At 41.4% G+C, this 23,563-nt stretch carries 24 protein-coding genes and 1 other RNA gene; 13 read left to right on the top strand and 12 right to left on the bottom strand.

All coding sequences use genetic code 11. The annotated features are described in order from the left end of the window. Window positions 1-23: 23 nt before the first annotated feature. Both ABTP35_RS03055 and ABTP35_RS03050 read right to left on the bottom strand, forming a co-directional pair. The gene (locus ABTP35_RS03055) at window positions 24-1,400 is read right to left on the bottom strand and encodes an exonuclease domain-containing protein (RefSeq protein ID WP_375334449.1); all 1,377 of its coding nucleotides are present in this window, start codon (window positions 1,398-1,400) and stop codon (window positions 24-26) included. A gap of 69 nt (window positions 1,401-1,469) precedes the next feature. Further along, window positions 1,470-2,312 (bottom strand): AraC family transcriptional regulator, encoded by an 843-nt coding sequence (locus ABTP35_RS03050; RefSeq protein ID WP_293293977.1) that lies wholly within the window; start codon window positions 2,310-2,312, stop codon window positions 1,470-1,472. A 133-nt stretch (window positions 2,313-2,445) separates the two neighbouring features. Between ABTP35_RS03050 and ABTP35_RS03045 the strand changes: the two genes are divergently transcribed. The 6 genes from ABTP35_RS03045 to ABTP35_RS03020 all read left to right on the top strand — a co-directional run bounded on the left by ABTP35_RS03045 (window position 2,446) and on the right by ABTP35_RS03020 (window position 9,503). Then, complete coding sequence (locus ABTP35_RS03045) at window positions 2,446-3,369, top strand: dihydrodipicolinate synthase family protein (protein WP_293293979.1); 924 nt, start codon at window positions 2,446-2,448, stop codon at window positions 3,367-3,369. Continuing rightward, a complete protein-coding gene (locus ABTP35_RS03040) occupies window positions 3,366-4,889 on the top strand; it encodes an aldehyde dehydrogenase (NADP(+)) (protein WP_293293981.1) in 1,524 nt (507 codons plus the stop codon). The genes ABTP35_RS03045 and ABTP35_RS03040 overlap by 4 nt, the downstream gene beginning before the upstream one ends. A 3-nt stretch (window positions 4,890-4,892) precedes the next feature. Continuing rightward, on the top strand, window positions 4,893-5,900 hold the full coding sequence (locus ABTP35_RS03035) for a 4-hydroxyproline epimerase (RefSeq protein ID WP_293293983.1): 1,008 nt from the start codon (window positions 4,893-4,895) through the stop codon (window positions 5,898-5,900). Between the two features lie 12 nt (window positions 5,901-5,912). Then, the gene (locus ABTP35_RS03030; protein ID WP_293293985.1) at window positions 5,913-7,631 is read left to right on the top strand and encodes a DUF885 family protein; all 1,719 of its coding nucleotides are present in this window, start codon (window positions 5,913-5,915) and stop codon (window positions 7,629-7,631) included. 160 nt (window positions 7,632-7,791) lie between these two features. Continuing rightward, window positions 7,792-8,637 carry a universal stress protein gene (locus tag ABTP35_RS03025; protein ID WP_293293987.1) on the top strand — a complete coding sequence of 282 codons (846 nt, stop codon included), beginning with the start codon at window positions 7,792-7,794 and terminating at the stop codon, window positions 8,635-8,637. 5 nt (window positions 8,638-8,642) lie between these two features. Beyond that, window positions 8,643-9,503 (top strand): universal stress protein, encoded by an 861-nt coding sequence (locus tag ABTP35_RS03020; protein WP_293293989.1) that lies wholly within the window; start codon window positions 8,643-8,645, stop codon window positions 9,501-9,503. Between the two features lie 14 nt (window positions 9,504-9,517). Here the strand turns inward: ABTP35_RS03020 and trxA are convergent, their stop codons facing one another. Further along, complete coding sequence (trxA, locus tag ABTP35_RS03015) at window positions 9,518-9,817, bottom strand: thioredoxin (RefSeq protein WP_252080491.1); 300 nt, start codon at window positions 9,815-9,817, stop codon at window positions 9,518-9,520. A gap of 158 nt (window positions 9,818-9,975) precedes the next feature. Between trxA and ABTP35_RS03010 the strand changes: the two genes are divergently transcribed. Beyond that, window positions 9,976-10,737 carry a DUF1080 domain-containing protein gene (locus tag ABTP35_RS03010; protein ID WP_293293991.1) on the top strand — a complete coding sequence of 254 codons (762 nt, stop codon included), beginning with the start codon at window positions 9,976-9,978 and terminating at the stop codon, window positions 10,735-10,737. Window positions 10,738-10,870: 133 nt separating this feature from the next. Here the strand turns inward: ABTP35_RS03010 and ABTP35_RS03005 are convergent, their stop codons facing one another. From ABTP35_RS03005 to ABTP35_RS02990, 4 genes are read right to left on the bottom strand one after another with little or no spacing between them, the layout of a single operon-like run. Further along, window positions 10,871-13,267, bottom strand: a complete 2,397-nt coding sequence (locus ABTP35_RS03005) for a DUF2309 domain-containing protein (protein ID WP_293293993.1) — start codon at window positions 13,265-13,267, stop codon at window positions 10,871-10,873. After that, window positions 13,264-14,721, bottom strand: a complete 1,458-nt coding sequence (locus tag ABTP35_RS03000) for a proton-conducting transporter membrane subunit (RefSeq protein ID WP_293293995.1) — start codon at window positions 14,719-14,721, stop codon at window positions 13,264-13,266. The genes ABTP35_RS03005 and ABTP35_RS03000 overlap by 4 nt, the downstream gene beginning before the upstream one ends. Window positions 14,722-14,743: 22 nt before the next feature. Beyond that, window positions 14,744-14,944, bottom strand: a complete 201-nt coding sequence (locus tag ABTP35_RS02995; RefSeq protein ID WP_293293997.1) for a hypothetical protein — start codon at window positions 14,942-14,944, stop codon at window positions 14,744-14,746. 46 nt (window positions 14,945-14,990) lie between these two features. After that, window positions 14,991-15,299: a hypothetical protein gene (locus tag ABTP35_RS02990; RefSeq protein ID WP_224837496.1), complete on the bottom strand. Its 309-nt coding sequence runs from the start codon at window positions 15,297-15,299 to the stop codon at window positions 14,991-14,993. A 96-nt stretch (window positions 15,300-15,395) separates the two neighbouring features. On the opposite strand from ABTP35_RS02990, the gene ABTP35_RS02985 reads away from it, so the two are divergent. Continuing rightward, a complete protein-coding gene (locus tag ABTP35_RS02985; protein ID WP_224837497.1) occupies window positions 15,396-16,319 on the top strand; it encodes a LysR family transcriptional regulator in 924 nt (307 codons plus the stop codon). A 42-nt stretch (window positions 16,320-16,361) separates the two neighbouring features. Here the strand turns inward: ABTP35_RS02985 and ssrA are convergent. Beyond that, window positions 16,362-16,761: a transfer-messenger RNA gene (gene ssrA / locus ABTP35_RS02980) on the bottom strand. Between the two features lie 360 nt (window positions 16,762-17,121). Between ssrA and ABTP35_RS02975 the strand changes: the two genes are divergently transcribed. From ABTP35_RS02975 to ABTP35_RS02955, 5 genes are all read left to right on the top strand, one after another. Next, the gene (locus ABTP35_RS02975) at window positions 17,122-18,327 is read left to right on the top strand and encodes an NAD(P)-dependent oxidoreductase (protein WP_293294001.1); all 1,206 of its coding nucleotides are present in this window, start codon (window positions 17,122-17,124) and stop codon (window positions 18,325-18,327) included. A gap of 80 nt (window positions 18,328-18,407) precedes the next feature. Continuing rightward, complete coding sequence (locus ABTP35_RS02970) at window positions 18,408-18,677, top strand: hypothetical protein (RefSeq protein WP_224837512.1); 270 nt, start codon at window positions 18,408-18,410, stop codon at window positions 18,675-18,677. 140 nt (window positions 18,678-18,817) lie between these two features. Continuing rightward, a complete protein-coding gene (locus ABTP35_RS02965; RefSeq protein ID WP_224837513.1) occupies window positions 18,818-19,273 on the top strand; it encodes a small multi-drug export protein in 456 nt (151 codons plus the stop codon). 102 nt (window positions 19,274-19,375) lie between these two features. After that, window positions 19,376-20,248 (top strand): DUF808 domain-containing protein, encoded by an 873-nt coding sequence (locus ABTP35_RS02960; RefSeq protein WP_252080403.1) that lies wholly within the window; start codon window positions 19,376-19,378, stop codon window positions 20,246-20,248. Between the two features lie 13 nt (window positions 20,249-20,261). Next, window positions 20,262-20,630 (top strand): DUF1801 domain-containing protein, encoded by a 369-nt coding sequence (locus ABTP35_RS02955; protein WP_224837515.1) that lies wholly within the window; start codon window positions 20,262-20,264, stop codon window positions 20,628-20,630. 2 nt (window positions 20,631-20,632) lie between these two features. Here the strand turns inward: ABTP35_RS02955 and ABTP35_RS02950 are convergent, their stop codons facing one another. Genes ABTP35_RS02950 through ABTP35_RS02935 form a run of 4 tightly spaced genes read right to left on the bottom strand, consistent with a single transcriptional unit; the run spans window position 20,633 to window position 23,556 of the window. Next, window positions 20,633-22,198, bottom strand: a complete 1,566-nt coding sequence (locus tag ABTP35_RS02950) for a PepSY-associated TM helix domain-containing protein (RefSeq protein WP_293294006.1) — start codon at window positions 22,196-22,198, stop codon at window positions 20,633-20,635. Between the two features lie 3 nt (window positions 22,199-22,201). Further along, the gene (locus ABTP35_RS02945; protein WP_293294008.1) at window positions 22,202-22,501 is read right to left on the bottom strand and encodes a hypothetical protein; all 300 of its coding nucleotides are present in this window, start codon (window positions 22,499-22,501) and stop codon (window positions 22,202-22,204) included. A 3-nt stretch (window positions 22,502-22,504) separates the two neighbouring features. Continuing rightward, a complete protein-coding gene (locus ABTP35_RS02940) occupies window positions 22,505-22,837 on the bottom strand; it encodes a DUF3325 family protein (RefSeq protein ID WP_293294010.1) in 333 nt (110 codons plus the stop codon). Window positions 22,838-22,839: 2 nt separating this feature from the next. Beyond that, on the bottom strand, window positions 22,840-23,556 hold the full coding sequence (locus ABTP35_RS02935; RefSeq protein WP_293294012.1) for a DUF4198 domain-containing protein: 717 nt from the start codon (window positions 23,554-23,556) through the stop codon (window positions 22,840-22,842). Window positions 23,557-23,563: the final 7 nt, after the last annotated feature.

The following is a 23,563-nucleotide window of genomic DNA, read 5'->3' as shown; positions in this document are numbered from 1 at the left end:
TGCCCCCGATTTTGGGGGCATTTTTATGTGGCGACGTTAAATATTTGGGTGGTCGGCTCTTTTAAAAGGTATTGTGTAAGTATGCTTTCCGTTTCCACCGTATGTTTTTGAGGAGTGATAAAAGCCGTTAGATCCTCTAAAGAAGAAATTTCAATGTCCGTATCAATAAATCCAAAGCCCTTGTACACACCATCGGCTATTAGGATTATGGCGTTTTCATTGGGTTCTCTTCCTTTTTCTTTGATAACCCTCACTTCGGAAGCGAGCATTTTCATGTGTTGTATTGCTTCCTGCACTTTTCCGTTATAATCGGCAACGGATTCTTCTCCCTTGCAAATGCCTTGGCATGAGGTAATTTGATGATGGGAACAGGCCGATGTGGTCTGTTGTAGATGACAGTATTTTGGACACAACGAAAAGCTTTTGCATATCTCCTCGAGATACGCTCTGCAATCCGTTTGGTTATGAAAGATCTTCAATGGGTCGGGCACCCCTTTAATAGTGTTGAAAGCCAAGTGTGTTATGCCGTTCCGGTCCTCATAAGAGAATATGGCGTACTGCTTTCCCATTCTTTTTTGGGCACGGTTATAGGGTGGGAATAGCCGTTTGATCTCCGCGGATTCCATTAAAAGAGCTACCAGTTCACTCCCCGCGAGTTTAAAATCAATGTTGGCCGTCTCGCTGCACATTTGAATTTCTTTTCGGCTTTTGTCGTAAAAATGTCCCAACACCCGTTTTTTTAGGTTAATGGCCTTTCCCACATAAATAATCTCCCCTTTTTGGTTCATAAAATAGTAGATGCCCGGTTTCTGGGGAATACGGTCAAATACCGATTTGGGCAAATGGGGCGGAAGGGTAGCTTCTTGGCTTCGGGCGTTCAAAAACTTTTTGAACACCGTTTCCGAATCCGGTTTGGCCAAGAGTTGTTCAAATAGAAGAACCGTAGCGTGTGCATCTCCTCGCGCACGGTGCCGGTCCGTCAATGGAATCTCGATGGCGGAGCATAATTTGCCCAAACTGTACGAATGGAGACCTGGAATCAACTTTCTGGACAAACGTACCGTGCAGAGTTTTTTTCTAGTAAAATCGATACCAATCTGCCGAAACTCTTCCTTGATCACCCCGTAATCAAAATTAACGGAGTGCGCCACAAAAATACAGCCCTCCGTAATACTCAGTATATTTTCGGAAATCTCAAGGAAAGTTGGGGCATTTTGTACCATTTGATCATCGATTCCCGTGAGCCCGGTAATAAAATAGGGGATGGGGCTTTGCGGGTTCACCAAAGATGTGAATTCATCCACAATTTGATTTCCATCATATTTAAAAATGGATATTTCGGTGATCTTGTTGCCCTTGACTCCGTTTCCCGTTGTCTCTATGTCGATTATAGTGTACAAATTACTGACTCTAATAAAAGAATGAAATTATGGATAAACTCAGCAGCTTCCAAAACTAGGTTCACTGTATTAAAATTGCGCACGGTACTGTGTTGGTGTACAATGTTTGTATGTTTTAAACTTTCGGTTGAAATTGGCAATATTGTTAAACCCGCATTGTTCGGCTATGGTCCCGATCGACAGCTCAGGTTGTTTAAGCATCAGTTTACAGGCATTCTCGATTCGTATCTCGATCAAAAATTGAAAAAATGTCTTGTTGGTTCGTTTTTTAAAATATCTGCAAAAAGCATTCTTCGTCATGTTGGCCGTTTCAGCAATTTCCTCCAAGGTGATGTTCTCACCATATTTCTCCATGGCATAGTCATAAACTTTGCCCATTCGTTTTCCCTCGTCGTCCGAAAAACTTTTTCTGTAGATAAAAGAAGAAAGCGGAACGGTTTTGGACTTGTTGATATAATGTATAATCAATAATAGTGAGGAGATCTGTTCCACTTTGCTTTGTTTGGACAGTGAATCGAACAGGGGGATTATTTTAGTTTTTTGAGTCAAGACCATCATACCAAACTCCGCTTTTTTAAAGAAATTTTGGGTGGACGATAGATCTGCCAGTTGAAAAAAGTCTTTGCCAAAGGCATCTTGATTAAAAAAAAGGGTGTGCATTAAGGACTCCTCTTTGTGCCGGGCATCACTTCGGAACACATGAGGAATATAACTGCCGATTACAAGAATGTCCCCAGCTTTGTAATCGTTTATACGGTCGCCGACGATCAATGTACCTGAACCTTTTTCCACATAACTGATCTGGATTTCCCCATGTTGGTGCAATTGGTCATAAAAAGCATGTTCCCTATCTATTTGATAAACGAGAGCTTCATTTTTTGGTTTTGGAATTTTAAAGGGTAAGACCTTCATGGGTGAGCTTAAATTGATTTAATTGCAAGTTTGATGTCAAAAATAGGGTAATATAGTATCAAAATGTACTAATAGTACTATAAACTACCTTTCCGGTCTCTTTGTAATTTTAAATCATATAATTTTAGAAACTATGGTAAAATGGGAAGGCGTAATGCCTGCGGTAACAACAAAGTTTACAAAAGAGGATGCTTTGGATCTTGTAATGTTCCAAAAAAATATTCAAGCACAAATCGAAGCTGGTGTACACGGGATTATTTTAGGGGGCACTTTGGGTGAGGCAAGTACATTGGAGCAAGAGGAAAAGGAAATCCTGATCAGGAAATGTGTAGAACTAACGGAAGGAAAAATTCCTGTGATCATGAATGTGGCAGAGCAAAGCACCAAAGGGGCTATTGCAGCAGCTCAAAGGGCCGAAAAATCAGGTGCAGATGGATTGATGCTTTTGCCACCGATGCGTTACAAATCCACCGATAGGGAAACCGTGACTTACTTTAAAGCGGTGGCCAACAGTACTTCCCTACCTATTATGTTGTACAATAACCCAGTGGATTATAAAATAGAGGTAACTTTGGATATGTTGGAGGAGTTTATCGAATGTGAGAATATAGAAGCCATAAAAGAATCGACCCGGGATATTACCAATGTTATTCGAATACAAAATAGATTTGCGGATAGAATAAAGGTGTTCACGGGAGTGGATACCCTTGGAATGGAAAGCTTGGTTATTGGAGCAGTAGGGTGGGTTGCTGGATTGGTTTGTGCTTTTCCAGCAGAAACCGTGGCCATTTACGAGTTGGTGAAGGCCAACAGAATTCAAGAAGCGCTTAAAATTTATAGATGGTTTATGCCACTATTGGAGTTGGATATTAGCCCTCAATTGGTTCAAAACATAAAGTTGGCCGAGGTGGCCACAGGCATTGGTACGGAACATGTTCGGGCTCCTCGCTTGCCTTTGGAGGGAGCGGAAAGGGCAAGAGTGCTAAATGTGATTGAAACGGCAATGAGAAACAGACCGGAACTACCGGATTATAAAAATATAAATAGCATAATATGATTACAGGTAAAAACTGTATAGCAGGGAAATTTAAAGCAGATGGCAATGTTGAATTTAGAACCGTAGATCCCAAAAAAAATGTTCAAAACCCTACAGTGCACATCGAGGCGACTTCGGATGAAATAGAAGCGGCCGTGGAGAAGGCATGGTCGGCTTTTAAAATATACAGAAAGATGCCCGGAAAGATGCGAGCAGAGTTTCTTAATGCGATTGCAGATGAGATTTTGGCATTGGACAAGGTTTTGGTGGATACCTATATATTGGAGTCCGGTTTGCCGGAAGGACGTGCAATTGGTGAAAGGGGGAGGACCGTTTTTCAATTACGCTCTTTTGCCGAATTGATTGCAAACGATGACTGGCGCGAAAATACTTTCGATGCTGCACAGCCGGACAGGAAACCTATGCCAAAGGATGATCTTCGAAAAACCATGATACCATTGGGGCCAGTTGCCGTTTTTGGGGCCAGTAATTTTCCCTTGGCATACTCAACGGCAGGCGGGGATACAGCAAGTGCCCTTGCTGCAGGATGTCCAGTTGTGGTAAAGGCGCATCCCATGCACGCTGGTACCAACGAACTAGTGGCTCTGGCCATTGTAAAGGCCGCCGAAAAAACAGGAATGCCACAAGGTGTTTTTTCCAGTATAAATGGAGGTGTGCAAGCTGGAGTGGATTTGGTTACGAACCCTAAAATAAAGGCCGTTGGGTTTACCGGAAGTATTGGTGGAGGTAGGGCACTTTTCGATTTGGGAACAAAACGTGAAGAACCCATACCGGTTTTCGCAGAAATGGGAAGCATCAATCCGGTGATCATTACGGCAAGAGCCGTTTCCAAACGGGGAAACGAACTGGCCAAGACCTATGCAGGTTCCATCACCTTGGGAACTGGGCAATTTTGCACAAATCCAGGACTTTTGCTGACTATTAAAACTGCCGATACCGAGCAATTTGTTCAAAATTTGGCAAAGGAGACCATTGCTATTGCACCACAAAGTATGTTGCATCCGAATATTAAAAAAGGATACCTGAAAAAAGGAGAAGATGTGCTGTCGCAGGATGGAGTCGAAGTAGTTGCCAAATATGAAGGGGAGCTAAATCCCAACGATGCCGCATCTGTAATTGCCTCCGTTTCTGGCGAAGCCTTTTTAAAGAACCCTAAAATGCACCAAGAAGTTTTTGGGCCATTCAGTATGGTGGTCCAGTGTAAAAACGAAGCAGAGCTTATCCAGATTATAGATGGATTGGAAGGCCAGCTCACAGGCACTTTGATCGCAGAAAAAGATGACGATTTAAACCTTGTGGAGATAGTGGATTCCCTTCAAAACAGAGTTGGAAGAATAATTTACAACGGAGTTCCAACAGGAGTGGAAGTATGTCCGTCCATGCAACATGGAGGGCCATATCCCGCATCTACCGACTCCAGATTTACCGCGGTTGGAACCCATTCCATAAAACGATGGGTAAGACCGATTAGCTATCAATCGTTTCCCATGGAATTGTTGCCGGACCATTTAAAAAAATAGCTAGTGGCGAGAAAAACATTTTTTTGTGTAGATGCCCATACCTGCGGAAACCCCGTAAGGGTAGTTGCCGGTGGAGCCCCAAATTTACAGGGTAAGAACATGAGCGAGAAGCGGCAACATTTTTTAAAGGATTTCGATTGGATTCGAAGGGGGTTGATGTTCGAACCCCGTGGCCATGATATGATGAGTGGCAGTATCTTGCTCGAACCGCATGATCCGGCAAACGATTTTGCCATACTGTTTATTGAAACCTCCGGTTGTTTGCCCATGTGCGGGCACGGAACCATAGGCACCATTACCGTAGCCTTGGAAGAAGGGCTTATTGAACCTAAAGTTCCGGGAAAAATCCGAATGGAAGCACCGGCGGGTTTGGTGGAAATCGAATACCGGCAAACCGGAAAAAAAGTGGATTGGGTTCGTTTGGTCAATGTAAAATCGTACCTAGCGGAAGAAAACCTGACCGTAGAATGTCCTGAGCTGGGCGAGTTGATTTTTGATGTGGCCTACGGCGGAAATTATTATGCAATAGTAGATCCACAGAAAAACTTTGAAGGAGTGCACAATTTTACCGCAGGTCAAATTATACATTTTTCCCAACTAGTAAGAAAGCGCATCAATGAGAAATATCCGAATATATTTATACATCCGGAAGATAGTACCATTAGGGATGTGAGCCATATGCTTTGGACCGGTGACCCCATAGACCCAACATCTTCTGGAAGAAATGCCGTTTTTTACGGGGATAAAGCAATCGATCGCTCCCCATGCGGCACAGGCACTTCGGCCCGTATGGCACAATTATATGCCAAGGGCAAGTTGAAGATTGGTGAACCTTATATCCACGAAAGTTTTATTGGTAGTAAGTTTGTTGGAATTGTAGAAAAGGAATCGGTCTTGGCGGATAAAAAAGCCATTATACCCAGTATTCAAGGTTGGGCGCAGGTTACAGGGTACAATACTATTGTTATCGATGATGATGATCCCTACGCACACGGGTTTCAAGTGATATAAAGATCAAGAGATATGGAAAACAAATCAATGCATTTTTTGGGAAATAGAACCATGTGGATGGTCGCACTTCTATTTTCGCTTCAAGCTATGGCACAGAATAGTGATTTGGCGGATAGGATCGATGAGTTTAGGGCAGATACCAGGGCATTGAACCATATCTACATCATGGAAGAATCCGAAGAGTATTATGAGCGCTTCAACAAATTTTATGATAATTGGCATAATCGATTGGAGAAAATGGATTTCTCCACTTTGAACCAACAGGAAAAAGTGGATTATATCCTTTTAAAAAACTCCGTGACCAAAGCGGACTATTTTCTTGACCAGGAATACAAAAAATATTTAGAAGTGGCACATGTGGTAGATTTTACTGCCCCATTGCTTTCTTTTATTCAAGCGAGACGAAGAGGAAAAAGGCCGGATGCCAAGAATTTGGCAAAAATCATGCAAGAAGCGACCAAAGTTTTGGACAATGCAATGCGGCCATCAAACAGTAAACCTTTTAAAGATTGGCAAACTGCGGATAAAGCATCATCCGTTGTAATTTCCTTTCAAAAAGGATTAAAAAATGCTTTTGATTTCTATTATAGGTACGACCCGGATTTTACATGGTGGGTGGATAGGCCCTATAACTTATTGTATGATAAATTGACGGTCTATGCGGAATTCCTAAAAGAAAATTATTCGAAGAATAGCATTAAGGACGATGGTAGTGGTATTGTGGGCAAACCTATTGGTATAGATGCACTGCAAGAAAGCTTGGAGATGGAGTTTATTCCTTACACGCCAGAGGAACTCATTAAAGTGGCCCAAACCCAATATGAATGGTGCAAGCAAGAAATGATCAAAGCCTCTCGAGAGTTGGGTTATGGAGATGATTGGAAAGCGGCGCTAGAGCATGTAAAAAACACCTATGTTCCCGAAGGAGAGCAGCCAGAGGCCATTATGGAACTTTATAAGCAATCGGTCGATTTTATTGAGGAGCGCGATTTAATCACATTGCCCGAACTGGCCAAAGAAACATGGGGAATGGAAATGATGAGCCCGGAAAGGCAAAAGGTAAGCCCTTTCTTTTTGGGGGGAAGGGATATCATCATATCATACCCAACGCAGGAAATGGACCATGATTACAAAATGATGAGCATGCGTGGCAATAATCCCAATTTCTCGAGAGCCGTTGTCCATCACGAGTTGTTGCCAGGGCATAACCTCCAGTATTTTATGACCAGTCGCCATAAACCTTATCGAAATGCATTTTACACTCCATTTTGGACCGAAGGATGGGCCTTGTATTGGGAAATAATTCTTTGGAACAAAGGGTTTCCTCAGACACCTGAACAAAAAATGGGGATGTTGTTCTGGAGGATTCACCGCTGTGCACGGATCATATTTTCGCTCAAGTTCCATATGGGGGAAATGACACCACAGGAATGTATCGATATGTTGGTGGATGAGGTTGGTCACGAATACGCCAATGCCGAAGGCGAAGTCCGACGTTCCTTTACCACCAGTTATCCACCCTTGTATCAATTGGCCTATATGATGGGAGGCCTGCAATTTTATGCCCTTCGAAATGAACTTTTGGCAGAAGGTTGGTCGGAGAAGGAATTCCACGACCGGGTGATGCACGAAGGCAGAATGCCCATCGAAATGTTAAGAAGCCTGTTATTGGATTTGCCATTAAATAAAAACCACAAAACCAGTTGGAAGTTTTCTACGGCATTCAATTAATGTGGAAATTGGTTTTCGGGTTGTATTTTTTAATTTGCACTTTTTATAGGTAAATGACTTTAGGATAAAACGCTGCGGGTTGTTGCATAGGCTTCGGGATTGACCAATATCATTTTATTGCACTTTATTGGGGGCTATCTTTGGGAAAAGCGAGGAACCCATGAAAACCATACTGATCCCTACCGATTTTTCCAAAAATGCACTGCATGCACTACAGTATGCCCAAGAGCTGTACAAATGTGAGCGCAGTTGTTTTTTTGTGCTGCATGCCTTTGCCGAAGAGGTATATGGAGAGTACAATACGGCAAACAAAGACGGAATTGATAAAATTAAAGAAGAGAAAAAGCAGGTGGTTGAGCGAAAACTGGATGAATTGATCGATTCTGTTATAGGGGAACCGCCCAACCCACTGCATAATTTTGAAACCGTAGCCTGTTTTGATAATCTGGTCGATGGTGTCAATGATTTTGTGGATGAAATGAATATCGATTTGGTGATCATGGGAACCAAAGGGGAAACCAGTGATCATAAAACAACGTTCGGTAGTTATACCATAGAAATATTCAAGTATGTAAAATGTCCTGTTTTGGCCGTGCCAGAGGGTTTTGAATACAAACAACCAAAAGCGATTCTTTTCCCGACCGATTATTTACTGCCTTATAAACGTAGGGAACTTAAATTATTGGGAGACCTGGCCGGCAAGTTTAAATCCAAAGTGCATTGTTTGTACATCACCGATTTTGATGAGCTCAGTCCCCGACAAGCGGACAACAAGCTGTTCTTGGAAGAGACCCTTACTAAGCCCTATCTGTATTTTGAAACAGCCCCCATTAAAAACAAGGCAGAAGTTATACTCGAAAAAATAGCGGAAAAAGAGGCGGGCATGTTGGTTATGATGAATTCAAGACATTCTTTTTTTGAAGACATGCTGTATAGGTCAACGGTGGACCTGCTCGGCTTAAAGATCAAGATACCGTTTATGGTAATGCAGAATTTAAAAAGATGAACAAGATGAAAAAGAAGCGGATTGTACTGCCAACGGATTTTTCCAAAAACTCTTGGAACGCCATAGCTTATGCTTTAAAAACCTTTAAGGGCGTTCCTTGCGATTTCTTTCTCCTTAACTCCTACCAAGTAGGTGCATCAGGACTGTCCACTAAAATGGCAGGGGCCAACGAGACGCGATTGTATAACTTGATGAAAGAACAATCCGAACGTGAGCTCAACCAAGAGTTAAAAAAAATTCAGGAAATCGATACCGATCCAGAACATCGGTTTATTCTACGGTCAGTTGCCGGTACCTTGGTAAATGCCGTGGGAAAAACAGTTTACAAGGAAGAAATAGATTATGTGGTGATGGGAACCAAGGGGTCTTCAGGATTAAAGGAAGTATTTATGGGAAGTAACACCTACAAAGTGATCAAGGATATCGATTTTTGTCCCATAATTGCGGTTCCGGACGATTATCGACCTGATGGTAAAATGGATGCCATTCTCTTGGCCACCGGGTACGAGCACCTGTTCGAAAGCTATGAACTGAAACCGGTTTTGAGCTTGGCAGAGCATTTCAATGCCAAATTATGGATTGCCCACGTAGGACGTATGGATAACCTAACGCCAGAACAAAAAGCCTCCAAATTGGCACTGGAAAAACGGTTGACAAATGTTGAATATGAATTTTTTGAGATTGAAAAAGAGGACTCCGTAAACCGGACCATACAAAAGGTCGTTGACATGGATAGGGCTCTGGACATGGTAGTAATGATCAATCAGGACCATACTTTTTTTGAGCGACTGACCCGTGAGCCTGTGATTAAAAAAGTAACCTTTAATACCACAGTGCCATTTTTGGTGATTCATTTATTTGAATAATGGATACGGTTTATTTATAAGAAGGACTTGGCAAGCTGAACCAGTTCTGCTTTTTGGAGTACTCCGGATTTCCTCCAGAGTTGTTTACCGTTTTTAAAGAAAATCAGGGTTGGAACCCCTCTTACCTGATACGTATTGGCCAGACTTTGATTTTTGTCCACATCGATTTTTACAATTTTTAGATCATCGCCCATTTCATCTTTTACCTGTTTTAAAATAGGAGCCAACATTTTACAGGGACCGCACCATTCGGCAGAAAAATCGATCAGTGTTAACTGCTCACTGTTGATCAATGTTGCAAAATTTCCTTTCATTGTTTTTAGAATTGATATCGCAAGGTATAAAAACCCCATTTTTTTCTAAGTGACCTAGGTCACCTTTGCTTTACCCATTATAGTGAAGGTCGGCAAAAGTGAGTAGATTACTTTTTCTATCTTTAAGCACAGCACATTTGAAAATTCTTTGAACCTTTATGAACAAGAAAATATTTGGAAGTATTCTGGTAGTGGTGATTCTATCCTGTAAGACAGAGAAAAAAGAGCAAGAAACCAACACATGGCGCACTAAAAAGGAAGCAATGGAAAATGCGGTGCACAATCAATTACTGGAAGTCGAAAAGGAGCAAGGGTGGGAATTGCTGTTCGATGGAGAGACCTTGGATGGATGGCATTTGTACAATGATCCAACGGCTGATTCGGTTTGGGAAGTAGAAGATGGGACATTGCATAGCAACACAAAGAACGAATCTTTATCCGCAGGCGATCTGGTTACCGATACATCATATTCGAACTATGAGCTTTTGTTGGAATGGAAGGTCGTCGGAAATGGAAACAGCGGTATTTTTATAAACGTACAGGAACTGCCAGATGTCCCCACGGCATGGCAGAGTGGTCCAGAATATCAAATTTTGGGTGCCGACCACATGGATTACGATGTTCCAGTTAAACGCCCCGGATGTCTGTATGCATTTTTACCACAACAAAATAAGGTAGAAGTAAAACAAGGAGACTGGAACAGGACAAGAATAAAACAAGTCGATGGCAAAATTGAGTTTTATTTGAACGGTATTCTTACAGCAGAGGAAGACTTGGGTTCGGACGAGTGGAGAGAAAAGATAAAAGGCACCCATTTATCCAAATATCCGGAATTCGGAAAAACTACCGAAGGCAAGATTTCTCTGCAATATTGGTATTTTGAGACTTGGTTCAGGAATATTAAAATTAGGGAGCTGTAGTTCGAAAGATTCCCCATTAAATTTATTGAATCTGGTTTTTCCAGCTAAGATAGGACAAGAAAAAACCTGTAAACTTTCATTTACAGGTTTCACGTTCAAATCAAACTTGCTCCTACTTATTAAGAACAATCGGTTATGCCAGAACTTTTTCGGACATGTTTTTTTCAAGCTTGGTTTTGCTTTTAGATGGTATAACTTTCTTTTTTGAGTTTGAGGACCACCCCAAGTTTTTTTGATAACTGTAGAAGGCTCCATTTTTTACAGGGTCCATAACAATGATATAGATCCACTCGTTATCGATTAATGATTTTAGGTTGTTGTTTTGGTTAATAATCGCTCTTACCGTATCCAAAGGTGCCTGTATTACAACGGATAGTCGAAGGGGAGCGTGGAATGGGGTTTCCTTGGAAATGTATAGCGATTCCCACGGAAGACCTATTTTAAGATCGCCCCCATTCCCCTGGACCACTCCAAATTTACCTGTAATGTTGTGCGTTACCTTGGTTCCGCCACCAAATGTGTTGTTGTCCACTGTAGAAAAGTAGTAGTGGTTATTGATCCATTGGGTAACTACCATAGGACCTTGCATTATGGTTTCCAGTATTTTACCATCTTTGTCCGTTTTCCAATCATAGGAATGCAAAAAAGAACGCCCATCCAAGGACAAGTTTTGCGTAGTGGTCCTTGGTGCTATTATAAAGCTTGCATTTTTTGCCAATCCCCATTCTGGTCTGGTTTCGCCCCAGTTGCTCGCATTGATCTGGGCGCGATAAATACTTCCGGTGTTAATGCCCAGCCTTTCCTGGGTTGCTGTTTCTTGAATCTTGCGCAAGTCTTTCCGTAGTATACTTATCTGTTGTTTATGAGAATTCGGTATTGTGGAATCAAAAAGTACGATTTGATCCGTAGTGGTATTGTGTTCGCCCCCTACAAAGTAGGTTCTTTTAGGTATTTTAATCAGAAACTTGTCCTTCAGGATTTGCCGAACTTCGGGTTCATTGGCCAGCTTGGCAAGCAAACGGGCATTATGCCTTCCCGGACTAGCGGCACATGCACCACAATCCAGACTGGAACCATATGGGTTATTTGCTGAATGACTCCCATGTCCTATAAAAAGGATAAGCGGCGCAAATTGTTTCCATCCCATTAGTTCAAAGGCCGATTTAACCAGCATTGCCTTTTCCTCCGCTGAGATATTCAATTCTGATGAAGAGTTACAACCTTTGTTTTCCAAATGTGGCTCACAAGCGGATTCGTAGGATGCCTCGTTGGTTTTGGATATGTTGTACATTGCTCCGGGCACCATTGTTTTTAAAAACATCTGCAGTCCATAGAAAAACCCGGAACCTTCGACAAAGCCAAAGCTCGAGGGCAACATGTTTTTCATTCTTTTTAGAAAATAGTTCCAAAACCTTCGCTTTTCAATTTGTAGATCCAGGGCTCTTCTCTGCTCATTCTTATTTTTTTGTGCCGATTCGGACACGGCATAGCTGGAATCTAAAATCGGTGGGCACGATTTATGGGATAGACCGTCTTTCGGATTCTCATAATCCATGGCAATGCCAAAGAACCCTGCGTATCCATAGGTTTCGTAGTTTCCTGTGGACTCTACATGTCTTCGGATCATTTCCGAGCGAGTATCGATACAGAAAACAAATTGGGCGTCAGGGATACTTTCTCGGTTTGCTTCTTTTGCTGTCCAAGTGGAGGCTTTTTCTAGCTTCTGCATTAATCGTTTTTGCCAACTTTTTTCCCATGCTTTCAGCCAAATATATTTAAGTTGTTGTACCTCGGAATTGTCTTTGTCCTTTGTTGTTTTTGGGAGGATATCTACCTGTAGTAATTTTGCCGTCCATAGTCGCACGGCCAAGTAATCTTGAAGATGTATAGGGCAAGCATCTTGCCAGGCATGCGGCTGGAGGTTTCTGTGTTTAATGTAACCTGCCCAACCTGGTAATGCCGCTAAATGATGTGTAAAGATAGATTGTATTTCTTCATCTGTGCATCCCTCGGTAAGTTGTGATAGTGCCTGCTCGCTTAAAGATGGAATGCTGGATAAAGATGGTTTGCCCGATTCGGCATCAAAAGGAACCAACTGTCTCCATGCCATATAAAATCCACGATCCTTACCTGGCATTTCCCATTCGGCCAAACCTTCATCCAAAAAAGTGGATAGCCACTTAACCATAATTCTATCCAGCTGGTGGTTCTGATTTTTGATTTCCAATATTGATTCGCAACCCATTATTTCCAGGCAACCTGCCGGTGTAGTATTGAAACCATGTTCTTTTAAAAGTGGAACCAATTCGTTTTTTTTAATTTCTCCGTTATCCCATGCTTTGCGAAACATTGTTGCACTCGGATACACTTTGGCATCTAAAAGTGATTTTATTTTGTCCACCGCCTCGGAAAAGTGTAGATCTTGTAGGTCGTTCAAAGGATTGGATGTTACGAAAGAATACAGGGGCCAGGTATTACCAATAACCTTGGAAGCTTCCTCTATTTGATATATAAGGTTTGTGGATTTCATTGGATTTTGGATTTGTACATTAAAATGGTTCGGTTTTTCGGTTGTGAAAGGTTGAGCAATTTGACATATAACCACGGAATCTTGCGATAGAACCCCAACTTCATTAAGAAAAACCCAATGAGGAAAACTATGCCAAAAACAACTTGTGTGGGGGATAGGGGAGTGGGGGCGGCCACCAATGGCAAGTCCGACATTAGAGTGGTAACACCATTATAAAATAGGGAGTACGTCCCAATGCCCGAGATGAAAAGTAGGGGAGGCAATAAAATTTTCTGAATTCCGGATAGTGGACTCTGTTTAACGATATTGTAGGTCACCTGGCCTACCGTTATGGAAACTATCAGTATGAGGAAAATACTACTATCCAGTTGCACATTTTTCCCCGTAAACAAAACAAAGGTATATGCTCCAAGTACACTGGATAGCATAACAACAGGAGCTTGGAACCATTTTATTCTGATTTTCTGAGGGGTACTTGGTCTTGTTTTCTCAATCTCCTCTCCCGAAGCAAGAAAAAGGTATGCCTTATAAAACCCGTGCAGAATAAGGTGGGCTATTGCCGCATTAAAAAACCCGAGCCCACATTGCATGATCATAAAACCCATTTGGGCAATGGTAGAACATGCCAAACGTTGTTTAACATTAACCTGGATCAGCTTTGTAAATTGGGCTAGGATTGCCGTGAGGCCGCCTATGACCAGTAGGATCTCCAGTGTGTTGGAAGCATATAATAATGGTGCGAACAAGGTTAACAATATTCCGGAGCCGTTTATAAATCCTGCGTGCATCAATGCAGATGCAGGCGTAGGGGCCGTCATAGCGGATAATAACCATTTATGGAATGGAAATATTGCGGATTGGATCAGTGCAGCAGTTATTATGCACAATGCGGAGATGATTTTTATAAAACCTGGTGTGGCACTAACTTGGGCAACCCATTCAGTTATCGTGATGGTATTGTTGTACGATGCAGGTAGAAGAAGGCCTATACTTAAAAAACCGGTCCCAATAACAAAATTACGTCGACTAAACCTTTTAGCTTCCCTTGCATCACCCCATTGGGATTGCATTCCGATCAACCTGGACATTATTGTTCCCATAAGTAGCCAAAACACAATAAATAGAATGAGATGGTCGGAGATTACGAAGAGCATCACCGTTATGGTAAAAGCAAGACCTAACCCCATGAATGTGTTTTTTTGGTCTTCATCCTTAAAGTAGGATAGCGCATACTTGCCAATAATGGCACTAAAAAATGTGAACGTAGTCCACAGTAAGGCTGTAAACCCGTTTATTCTAAAAATGCCGTACCATTTCCACTCTGGAATATCCGGATATAAAATTAAAATAGGGATGAGGTTGACCAAAAAGGCCAACCAAAATAATATATGTATAGCTCCAGAAAAGTGCTTTTTTATGGAAGATGTTTTAGATGTACTGGTCAATGTAGTCATAGTCTCTGTGGCTCTTGATATATTATCCGTTATCTTGTTTTTTACCGGTAATGTTGCGGCGCACCCCACTTTGCAGATTGGCCAACAACACTACGGCAAGAATAAAGCTGCATAGGAGTATTTTATCCAGGAATAGAGATCCTTCCAAATAAGAAAGCGCTATAAACCCTAATAGTAGAAGGAGGCCCAATAGTGTTGTTGTGTTTTTTTTTGATAGTTCCATTGAAAATGAATTTTTATTGAACTTTTTGAATGTTGAAAAGAATGAGTCAATCTTCGAGCGATATTTGTAATATGCCATTTATGCTCAGGTTTTTACCTTGGCTCCTGGCTTCGGCTACAATTTTTTTAGCTATTTTCTTTTCTTCTACCAGCTCGTCTATCCGACTGTCCAACAAATTGGTTTTGCGATGATGGTCACCTTCCCAAATTTTTAATCTTTGGATTTTGTGAAAATTGATTTTTTCATTGATCAAAGAAGTAATCACGTCCGATGCTTCGGTCGGGGTGAATTTTCCATCCACCAGTTGGATGTTTTTTGTTTCGGTCAAGATCTTAGCGACTTGCTTTGTTTCCATGTGTATGTTGTTTTACTGTGATTTTGATTGCAAAGATTATCCATATTAATCATTAATTTTTATTTATATTTATAATAACAAGCATTAAAAATATTTATGAACTATACATTGCATCAACTTCAGATATTTCTTAAAATAACTGAATTACAGAGTATTACAAAGGCTTCTGAAGAGTTGCACTTAACCCAGCCAGCAGTGTCAATTCAGCTAAAAAATTTTCAGGATCAGTTTCCAATTCCATTGACCGAAGTGGTCGGACGACGACTTTTTATCACGGATTTTGGAAAGGAAATTGCCGTTGCTGCAGAAAAGATCGTTAATCAGGTCCAGGAGATTAATTACCGTACCATGGCCTATCAAGGTAAGTTATCGGGGCGGTTAAAAATATCCGTCGTATCCACTGGAAAGTACGTAATGCCATATTTTATGTCAGAGTTTATGAGCGAACATAACGGTATCGATCTAATTATGGATGTAACCAACAAGACCAAAGTAATCCGAAGTTTGGAACTGAACGAAGTGGATTTTGCGTTGGTGTCCGTTTTGCCCGAAAAACTGAATGTTGAGCGCGTTGAACTAATGCCGAACAAGTTATTTTATGTGAGCCATTATAAAAGGGAATTGCCCAAAAACCCTAGTAAAACAAAATTGTTCGAGAAAATCCCATTAATTTATCGAGAACCAGGTTCGGCTACCCGAAATGCCATGGAAAGCTTTGTGGCGAAAAACAGCTTTCGAGTAAACAAGAAATTAGAATTAACCTCTAACGAAGCTGTTAAACAGGCAGTTATATCTGGGTTGGGTTGTTCCATTATGCCATTGATCGGTATAAAAAATGAATTGTTGAACAAAGATTTAAAAATTGTTCATTTAAAAGGGCTTCCGATTACGACCACGTGGAATTTGATATGGTTAAAGTCCAAAAACCTTTCTCCGGCAGCCGTTGCCTTTTTGGATTATTTAGAAGTAAAAAAGAAAGAAATAATTAAGGAAAAGTTTAATTGGATCGATAATTTTTGAATGGTTCAAAACAAAAAAAGCCGCCTAAGCGGCAGCTTTTATCAGTGGAGCCGGAGGGATTCGAACCCTCGTCCAAACAAGCAATAACCATGCTTTCTACATGCTTAGTATCTGCTTAATTTTCGATGCATACCTGACCAGATACGGCCTAATACACACTTAGCTTCTTAAGATTTTAGAGGTACCGCCAAAGCGAGCGGACACCCTTGTGTTGACTTTTTTGGTGCTCCTAAACGAATCGCCGTCAACAAGGGCTATTCAGGAACATCTCGCTTCCCTACCTTGTAGGGACGAGGCACATCTTACTATAATTCAGATTATGCGGCAAGAGCGTAATTATTTTCGCCAATTAAAAGTGTGAAACATGAGATTAACGAGCTGTATCCCAGCGCTCGGCATGCTTACATCGCCATTGGTCTTGCTGTCAAAACCGGTCGGCCCCATAATGAGTTAGGTAAGCTTTGCTTACCGTAAACGAATTATGCCCTGAGCGCAGTCGAAGGGCCTAAACGTAAACTCACTTTTTTATCAAAGAACTATATCCTCACTTGGTATTTCGACCGCCATCTGTGAAGGTTCTGTCGAAAAATGGGCGTTACCCAAACATTGCTTCGCAATATTTTGGTCGGGCTATCGGCTTTATCTTTTTCTGCCACTTGGCTACGCTCAAAATTACAGAAAAAGGATGCCGCCTCTATCCCTAACGCGGTCGGCAAAGGTAAATCATATCCATCAAACAATAAAAAGTTTGCTTACCCTGCCATTTACCCTTATTTTGGTCAACAATTATACCAAATTTTATATGAAGTTCGGAATCATCAGGGAGCGCAAAAATCCGCCCGATCTAAGGGTGGTCCTATCGCCAGGGGAATGTCAAAATGTCCTTTCCAAATTTCCAAAAGCCGAAATTTTAGTGGAATCGTCCCCAATTCGGGTGTTTTCCGATCAAGAATATATCGATAATGGACTCCAAATAGTTCAAAACTTGGAGGAATGTGAGGTATTGCTAGGTGTAAAAGAGGTTCCCATTAACGCTTTGATACCCAACAAAAAGTATTTCTTCTTTTCCCATACCATAAAAAAGCAGCCTTACAATAGAGATTTGCTACGAGCCATATTGGAAAAGAACATAGAACTCTACGATCACGAGGTGATCACCAATACAAAGGGAGCAAGATTGGTAGCTTTTGGCAGATACGCCGGGATTGTGGGTGCCTACAATGGGTTTAGGGCTTTTGGGCTTAAACACGATCTTTACCAATTGCCCAAGGCCGAGACACTTGTGGACCAACAGGCTTTGATCAACGAACTCAAAAAAATACAACTTCCCCAAATTAAAATATTGCTCACAGGCAAGGGAAGAGTAGGCAATGGTGCCAAGGAAATGCTCCATGCCATGGGATTGCATCAGGTTGGGGTGACCGAGTATTTAAAAGATGATTTTGAATACCCGGTCTATTGTCAGATAGATGCTTCGGATTACAATAAACGTAAAGATGGGGTGCGGGGGAACAAAGCTGACTTTTTTGAGAACCCAGAGGCCTATGAGTCCAACTTTTTCCGTTTTGCCAAGGTGACCGATTTTTATATTGCCGGACATTTTTATGGAGATGGAGCGCCTTATCTGTACACTCGGGAAGATGCCAAACACCCCGATTTCAAAATAAAGGTAGTAGCCGATATCAGTTGCGATATAGATGGTCCTGTGGCCTCCACCATCCGTCCATCCACCATAGCGGACCCTGTATATGGCTATGATCCTATTGGTGAGAAGGAAACCGATTTTAAAAATAAGGATGCCATAGCAGTTATGGCGGTTGACAATTTACCATGCGAACTGCCCCGGGATGCCAGCGTAGGATTCGGGGAGGCATTTTCAAATTACGTTATCCCGGCCTTTTTTAACAAAGATGTACAAGGCATACTCGATAGGGCGCGTATGACCCAAAATGGCAAGTTGACCGAAAGATTTGCCTACCTACAAGATTACGTGGACGGTAAAGAATAACCATTGCCCGAAAACATGGTCTGTTTTGTGTGATAATGTATTGTTTTTTAGTATCTTGTATGTCCTTATTCTTAAAGATAATGAAATTTAGTTGGGTGTTTTCTGGAGATGACAATCCAGTAATGAAAAGAACCTGTATCGAACTGGAGTACAGTCTAAGACCTAAAATCATGAGGTTTCTGTTGTCCAGATTGGATGTGGATACCGATTTTGCCCAATTTTGTTTCGATGTGGATGTGGACAAAAACTGGGTTTCCATATCAGACAAGACTCCAAAAGAATATTTTTTGATCATATCGCCTGGTTTTAACCAGGAAATAAATGGGTCGTCATTTTCTTCAGTAGCCTAGTAATTGCTTCATTTGGAGCAAATCGCCCAATTCGTTGTGCTGTTCAGCGCTATAAATCACAATTAATAAATTTTTAAGGGTTAAAAAAGGGGGTAAACGTAAATTCCTTATTAGGTTTGTAGGCTTAAAAAAACGGTATTTTGCACATAGACCTTATTATAGCGGCGCTCTGGAGCCTTTCGCCATTCGGTGAGGCTAAGGTGGGCATTCCTTATGGAATGTACCAGGGGGTCAACGAATACCTTGTGTTCGTAGTGTGCTTTGGGGCCAATGTTTTGGTTTTCCCGTTAATGATGTTTTTCTTGGAGTACATCAACCGTCATTTGATCAAATGGCGTTTTTATAAAAAATCGGCTGTATATGTGGGGCAAAGAGCTAAAAAAGGATCGGGGAATAAGATTCAACGATTTGGCTTTTTGGGCATCGTTCTTTTTGTAATGATTCCTCTGCCCGGAACCGGAGTTTATGCGGGCAGTATTGCCGCTTACTTGTTCAAAATGAAAAAAAGAGAAGCATTTGCAGCCAACACGATTGGTATTTTCTTTTCATCGGTAATTATTTGGGTAGCTACCTTAATGTCTTTAAAAGGCGTATAAAAAGAAGCTCCGGTATTTTTAGATTTTTGCCCCCGGATTATTTTTCTATTTATTTACTTTGCGATCAAACTCTAACATTATTTATAACCTAATGATACTATTATGGCTTCCGGTTTTTTTGCAGTTTTAGACGATATTTCCGCACTTATGGACGATGTAGCTTCTATGAGCAAGATCGCCACTAAGAAAACTGCGGGTATTTTGGGCGACGATTTGGCCGTCAACGCAGAAAAAGCCACAGGATTTTTATCCAGCAGGGAAATTCCCGTTTTATGGGCCATCACCAAAGGGTCCTTTGTAAATAAACTGATTATTTTGCCCATAGCCTTTTTATTAAGTGCTTATCTACCCACGGCAATAACGGTTATTCTTGTGTTGGGAGGTGTTTATTTGGCGTACGAAGGGGCAGAAAAGGTGTACGAATACATCTTTCATAGAAAGGATAATGCCGATGGGGATGATCCGATCGAAATTCCGGAAGAAGATTTGCCCGAATTGGAGAAGAAGAAAATCAAGCAGGCCATAGTAACGGATTTTATTCTTTCCATAGAGATAGTGATCATAGCATTGAGTACTGTGGTGAACGAAACCTTAACAATTCAAATTGCCACGGTATCTGTAGTTGCATTATTGGCTACCGTAGGGGTTTATGGCATTGTGGCATTGATTGTTCGTATGGACGATTACGGTTACCGACTTATCAATTTAAACGAAGAAACCGATAGTTTTTCTGATAAAGTCGGAATGGTTTTGGTCAATGCACTGCCTAAAATAATCAAAGCGCTTTCTGTGGTGGGAACACTGGCCTTATTATTGGTTTCAGGTGGTATTTTTAGCCATAATGTAGAATTCTTTCATCACTTGTTCCCGGGATTGCCTTCTTTGGTAAAAGATTTTATACTAGGGTTGGGTATCGGTTTTGTGGCGGTACTGTTGTTGCAGTTGATCAACAAATTGTTCAAACGTAAGTCGTAAACAAGTCGTTTATATGAACCCGGCCGAAGATTATATCATTAATCAAAAAGAACCTTTCAGAAGCATTTTATTGCACTTAAAAGCTGTAATCGAGTCTGTTGTTCCTGATGTAGATATGAGATACAAATGGAGCATTCCTTGTTTTTATTCTGGTAAAAGGCCCATTTGCTATTTAAATGTGTCCCAAAAAAAGAAGTACGTGGACATTGCGTTCTGGAATTCGGCCCATCTCACATTGCATTTGGATAAAATGGTCGTCGAAAACCGAAAGGTGGTTAAGTCCCTTCGCTATTTTACTTTGGAAGAAATTGATCAAGAGGTATTGGTAGAAGTTTTACAGGAATGTTATTCCCTCAAAAGCAAGGGGTTTTACAAAAAATAGATTTAGGAAGGTGCAAGATCTTCTCTAGAAGTGTTCAGTTTAAATAAAGCGATCCAGAGAGCCACTAGCCCCAAAATCAACCAAAGCAAATCCACCAAGAAGATATGTTGATATCCGTTTTGATAGGCCGCCCACATCCAATTGCCCGTTGTAATTCCATTTGCAATCGGTACCAATAAGCCTAAAACCCCACCAGATATCAAAGTCCATTTGTTGGTGAAGGCAATATCCTTTTTAAGGATGAAGAACACTGTTGCCACCAACCAAATTGTAAAATACGTTTGGTATAGAAAACCCATGTCCACTGTGGGCGCAAACTTTACAATAATAAACTCCAAAGCGGTAACGGGCAACATGGTAAGGCAAATGGCCATAAACCAATTGGCTACTTGTTGGTTGAACTTTCTACGTTTTTCGGGAATGTTCTTTTTGTCACGTGCCACCAACCAGATCATAATCCCGGAGAGGATCACAAAGCAAGACACCAACCCCAAAATAAAGGAAACCACTCGTAGCCCGTAGCCTGCGTAATCACCAAAGTGGAGACGGAACATCATATTTTTTACACCATCCAAGTATGAGGTTGGGGCAATCGGTACTTTTTCCTGCGCAATGGAACCATCGGCAATTTTGTAAATACGATATCCCAAACCATTCAGTTTGGTATTGTAACCCAGGTATCCGCTAATGGCAGCGTGCATGTTTTGGTCACCGTAGTTAAAAATGTGTGTTTCTGTAACTCGAAAATCGCCCCATTCTTCTTTCATTTCTCGAACATATTGGTCCAAGTTAATGGCATTTTTCAATTTTTGGTTTTGGAATTCGTAAACGGGATGGTTGTACTCAAGATCTTCAAACAATTGGTTTTGATCACCATTATACAACCCCATTACAATGGGGAGCATTAAAATACCTTTTAATAAAAAGAACGCTCCGGTTACGGCATATACAAATTGAAATGGAAATCCAATCACACCAAGGGCAGTGTGGGCATCCGTCCACATGGTTTTGAGTTTGGCCCATGGCCTGAAGGTGTAAAAGTTGGAAACTATCTTGTTCCAATGTACCAAGATACCGGTAATGATGGCAAAAAGGAAAAAGAAGGCCACAAGCCCCGCCAATGTTCTGCCATAAGGGTAGGGAATTTGATCTAAAAAGTGAAGGCGGTACAAAAATTCTCCCAAATGGTAATTGCTTGCATAATCTGCCGTTTTGGTTTTGGTTTCAGGATCTAAATAGAAAAATACCGGTGCTTTGGCATCTTCCGAAGCCAAGGAATCCTTGGAAGCTCCCAAGTTGACGGAAATACTTCTTTCGTTGTAATAATGCCTCAGTTCCACATCACGACCGAATAAATTGTAATCCTTGGAAAGATCTTTAAGGTGCGCGTCCACACTTCCGGGCAATGCATCTTCCTGACTCACGGAATGTCCACGCTGCCAATTGGCGATCTCATCCCTGAAAAAGGAGAAAGAGCCTGTAAAGAAAATAACATAGAGCGCTACACTGATCACAATACCGCTTACGGTATGTGTGTGGAACAAAATATTGTAAATGCGTTTTCCCATGGTTTAAACAAGTGGGTTGGTTTGGTTTCCAAAATAAAATATGACAAAGAGCACAAGGCTAATCAACAGGTAAATACCCCATATCTTCCAGCCATTTTTGCCCAAAAAGGCAATAACCATCAAAATGGCCCAAAGGATAAAAGCGGTAAAAGTGCTGGTAATAATAACTGCCACATGGTTGAACCAACTGGCCAGGGCCAAATGGAACAATACGGCCACAACAAGACCGCCCAAAATGGCAGCGGATATTTTGGCTAATCGTTGCCATGGCGAAGGGGTCAAATATTTTTTATTGGCAGGCATAGGTTAAAACAATAAGGTTTCAAAAAGGATGGAGCAAAGTGAAAAAATGCCTAAAAGGCGGTAGTTCAATAAACGTAAGGGAGCCAAAAGAACAACCAAACTGGCCACGGTCATCAACAAAATAAAAAAAGTGAACGTTCCCGAACCTAGTCCCCAATAAAAGCAGCTAAGCCCCAATGAGAAAACCATTAGGGCCAAACCGGCTATTTGTACTATTTTTCTATTTTCGCCAGTCCACTTCTCAATGCCTAACTCGCCTACGGATGCCATCTTTTTGGAAGTGCCGTAAAACAGGTAAAACGCTATAAAAGTAAGAAGGGAAATTCCTGTGGCCATACTTAGGGTTTTATGCAATAAGTGGCACAATGCCAAATAAATTCATAATCGTCTCCATTGTAGGTGCCAGGAATTTCTTCCTTGGTCGTGGTCTCCACAATGTACTTGGTGTTCCAGGGCAATGCAAAGGAAACCTCTCCATTATCGTCCGTGAACAAGGTTTTGGACCATAGGTCGGAAACATAGACTTTAAGTTCGTTTTTGGCAATGGGCTCACCTTTGTACAATACTTGAAGCTTGATTACCTCTCCATCGTTCTCCAACTGCTTTATCACAATTCCATCGGGATTGGCGGTTTTGGTATCGCCATCGGTTCCTACCAAAATCTTTGCTGTTGAATGATAGTGGGTCTTAAAAATCCCAAAATCGTATTGGGTATAATCAATCACATCAATCTCATTATTGTTCAAAGTGATGGTGTACACACCTTTCTGAGATGGTGTAAAGCTCGCTAAATAATGGTCCTCTTTGGCTACTGTGCTCAATGGGGTCTTTGTGCCATCGGGAGCTATTGCCCAAAGGGTAAACTTGGAAACCAGTGGAAAGGCTTCGCCCTCTACTTTTTCAAACACACCATAGGTGTATTCTCCATAATGAACACGGATTTCATGTGCCTGGCCCAAGGCCCCTGTACCGTTTGTTTCGATCCATAGGTAGTGAGCTGAGGCCGATAGTACGGGCAGGGTAATGAGCAATAATGTTGCGATGAGTTTTTTCATTTGGTTC

Origin of the sequence: Flagellimonas alginilytica (assembly GCF_042134605.1) — a bacterium.
Classification (GTDB): Bacteria; Bacteroidota; Bacteroidia; order Flavobacteriales; family Flavobacteriaceae; genus Flagellimonas; species Flagellimonas alginolytica.
The sequence above is the reverse complement of the archived record's forward strand: the minus strand, read 5'-3'. Positions and strand labels throughout refer to the sequence as shown.

Bases quoted from the DNA above. Each gene is read 5' to 3' on its own strand.
- ABTP35_RS02945 (WP_293294008.1), bottom strand. From the start codon at position 22,501: ATGCCTGCCAATAAAAAATATTTGACCCCTTCGCCATGGCAACGATTA.
- ABTP35_RS02935 (WP_293294012.1), bottom strand. From the start codon at position 23,556: ATGAAAAAACTCATCGCAACATTATTGCTCATTACCCTGCCCGTACTA.
- ABTP35_RS02955 (WP_224837515.1), top strand. From the start codon at position 20,262: ATGAACCCGGCCGAAGATTATATCATTAATCAAAAAGAACCTTTCAGA.
- ABTP35_RS03000 (WP_293293995.1), bottom strand. From the start codon at position 14,721: ATGACTACATTGACCAGTACATCTAAAACATCTTCCATAAAAAAGCAC.
- ABTP35_RS03045 (WP_293293979.1), top strand. From the start codon at position 2,446: ATGGTAAAATGGGAAGGCGTAATGCCTGCGGTAACAACAAAGTTTACA.
- ABTP35_RS02975 (WP_293294001.1), top strand. From the start codon at position 17,122: ATGAAGTTCGGAATCATCAGGGAGCGCAAAAATCCGCCCGATCTAAGG.
- ABTP35_RS03040 (WP_293293981.1), top strand. From the start codon at position 3,366: ATGATTACAGGTAAAAACTGTATAGCAGGGAAATTTAAAGCAGATGGC.
- ABTP35_RS03020 (WP_293293989.1), top strand. From the start codon at position 8,643: ATGAAAAAGAAGCGGATTGTACTGCCAACGGATTTTTCCAAAAACTCT.
- trxA (WP_252080491.1), bottom strand. From the start codon at position 9,817: ATGAAAGGAAATTTTGCAACATTGATCAACAGTGAGCAGTTAACACTG.
- ABTP35_RS02960 (WP_252080403.1), top strand. From the start codon at position 19,376: ATGGCTTCCGGTTTTTTTGCAGTTTTAGACGATATTTCCGCACTTATG.
- ABTP35_RS03010 (WP_293293991.1), top strand. From the start codon at position 9,976: ATGAACAAGAAAATATTTGGAAGTATTCTGGTAGTGGTGATTCTATCC.
- ABTP35_RS03005 (WP_293293993.1), bottom strand. From the start codon at position 13,267: ATGAAATCCACAAACCTTATATATCAAATAGAGGAAGCTTCCAAGGTT.
- ABTP35_RS02985 (WP_224837497.1), top strand. From the start codon at position 15,396: ATGAACTATACATTGCATCAACTTCAGATATTTCTTAAAATAACTGAA.
- ABTP35_RS02950 (WP_293294006.1), bottom strand. From the start codon at position 22,198: ATGGGAAAACGCATTTACAATATTTTGTTCCACACACATACCGTAAGC.
- ABTP35_RS03050 (WP_293293977.1), bottom strand. From the start codon at position 2,312: ATGAAGGTCTTACCCTTTAAAATTCCAAAACCAAAAAATGAAGCTCTC.
- ABTP35_RS02995 (WP_293293997.1), bottom strand. From the start codon at position 14,944: ATGGAACTATCAAAAAAAAACACAACAACACTATTGGGCCTCCTTCTA.
- ABTP35_RS03030 (WP_293293985.1), top strand. From the start codon at position 5,913: ATGGAAAACAAATCAATGCATTTTTTGGGAAATAGAACCATGTGGATG.
- ABTP35_RS03025 (WP_293293987.1), top strand. From the start codon at position 7,792: ATGAAAACCATACTGATCCCTACCGATTTTTCCAAAAATGCACTGCAT.
- ABTP35_RS02990 (WP_224837496.1), bottom strand. From the start codon at position 15,299: ATGGAAACAAAGCAAGTCGCTAAGATCTTGACCGAAACAAAAAACATC.
- ABTP35_RS02940 (WP_293294010.1), bottom strand. From the start codon at position 22,837: ATGGCCACAGGAATTTCCCTTCTTACTTTTATAGCGTTTTACCTGTTT.
- ABTP35_RS02970 (WP_224837512.1), top strand. From the start codon at position 18,408: ATGAAATTTAGTTGGGTGTTTTCTGGAGATGACAATCCAGTAATGAAA.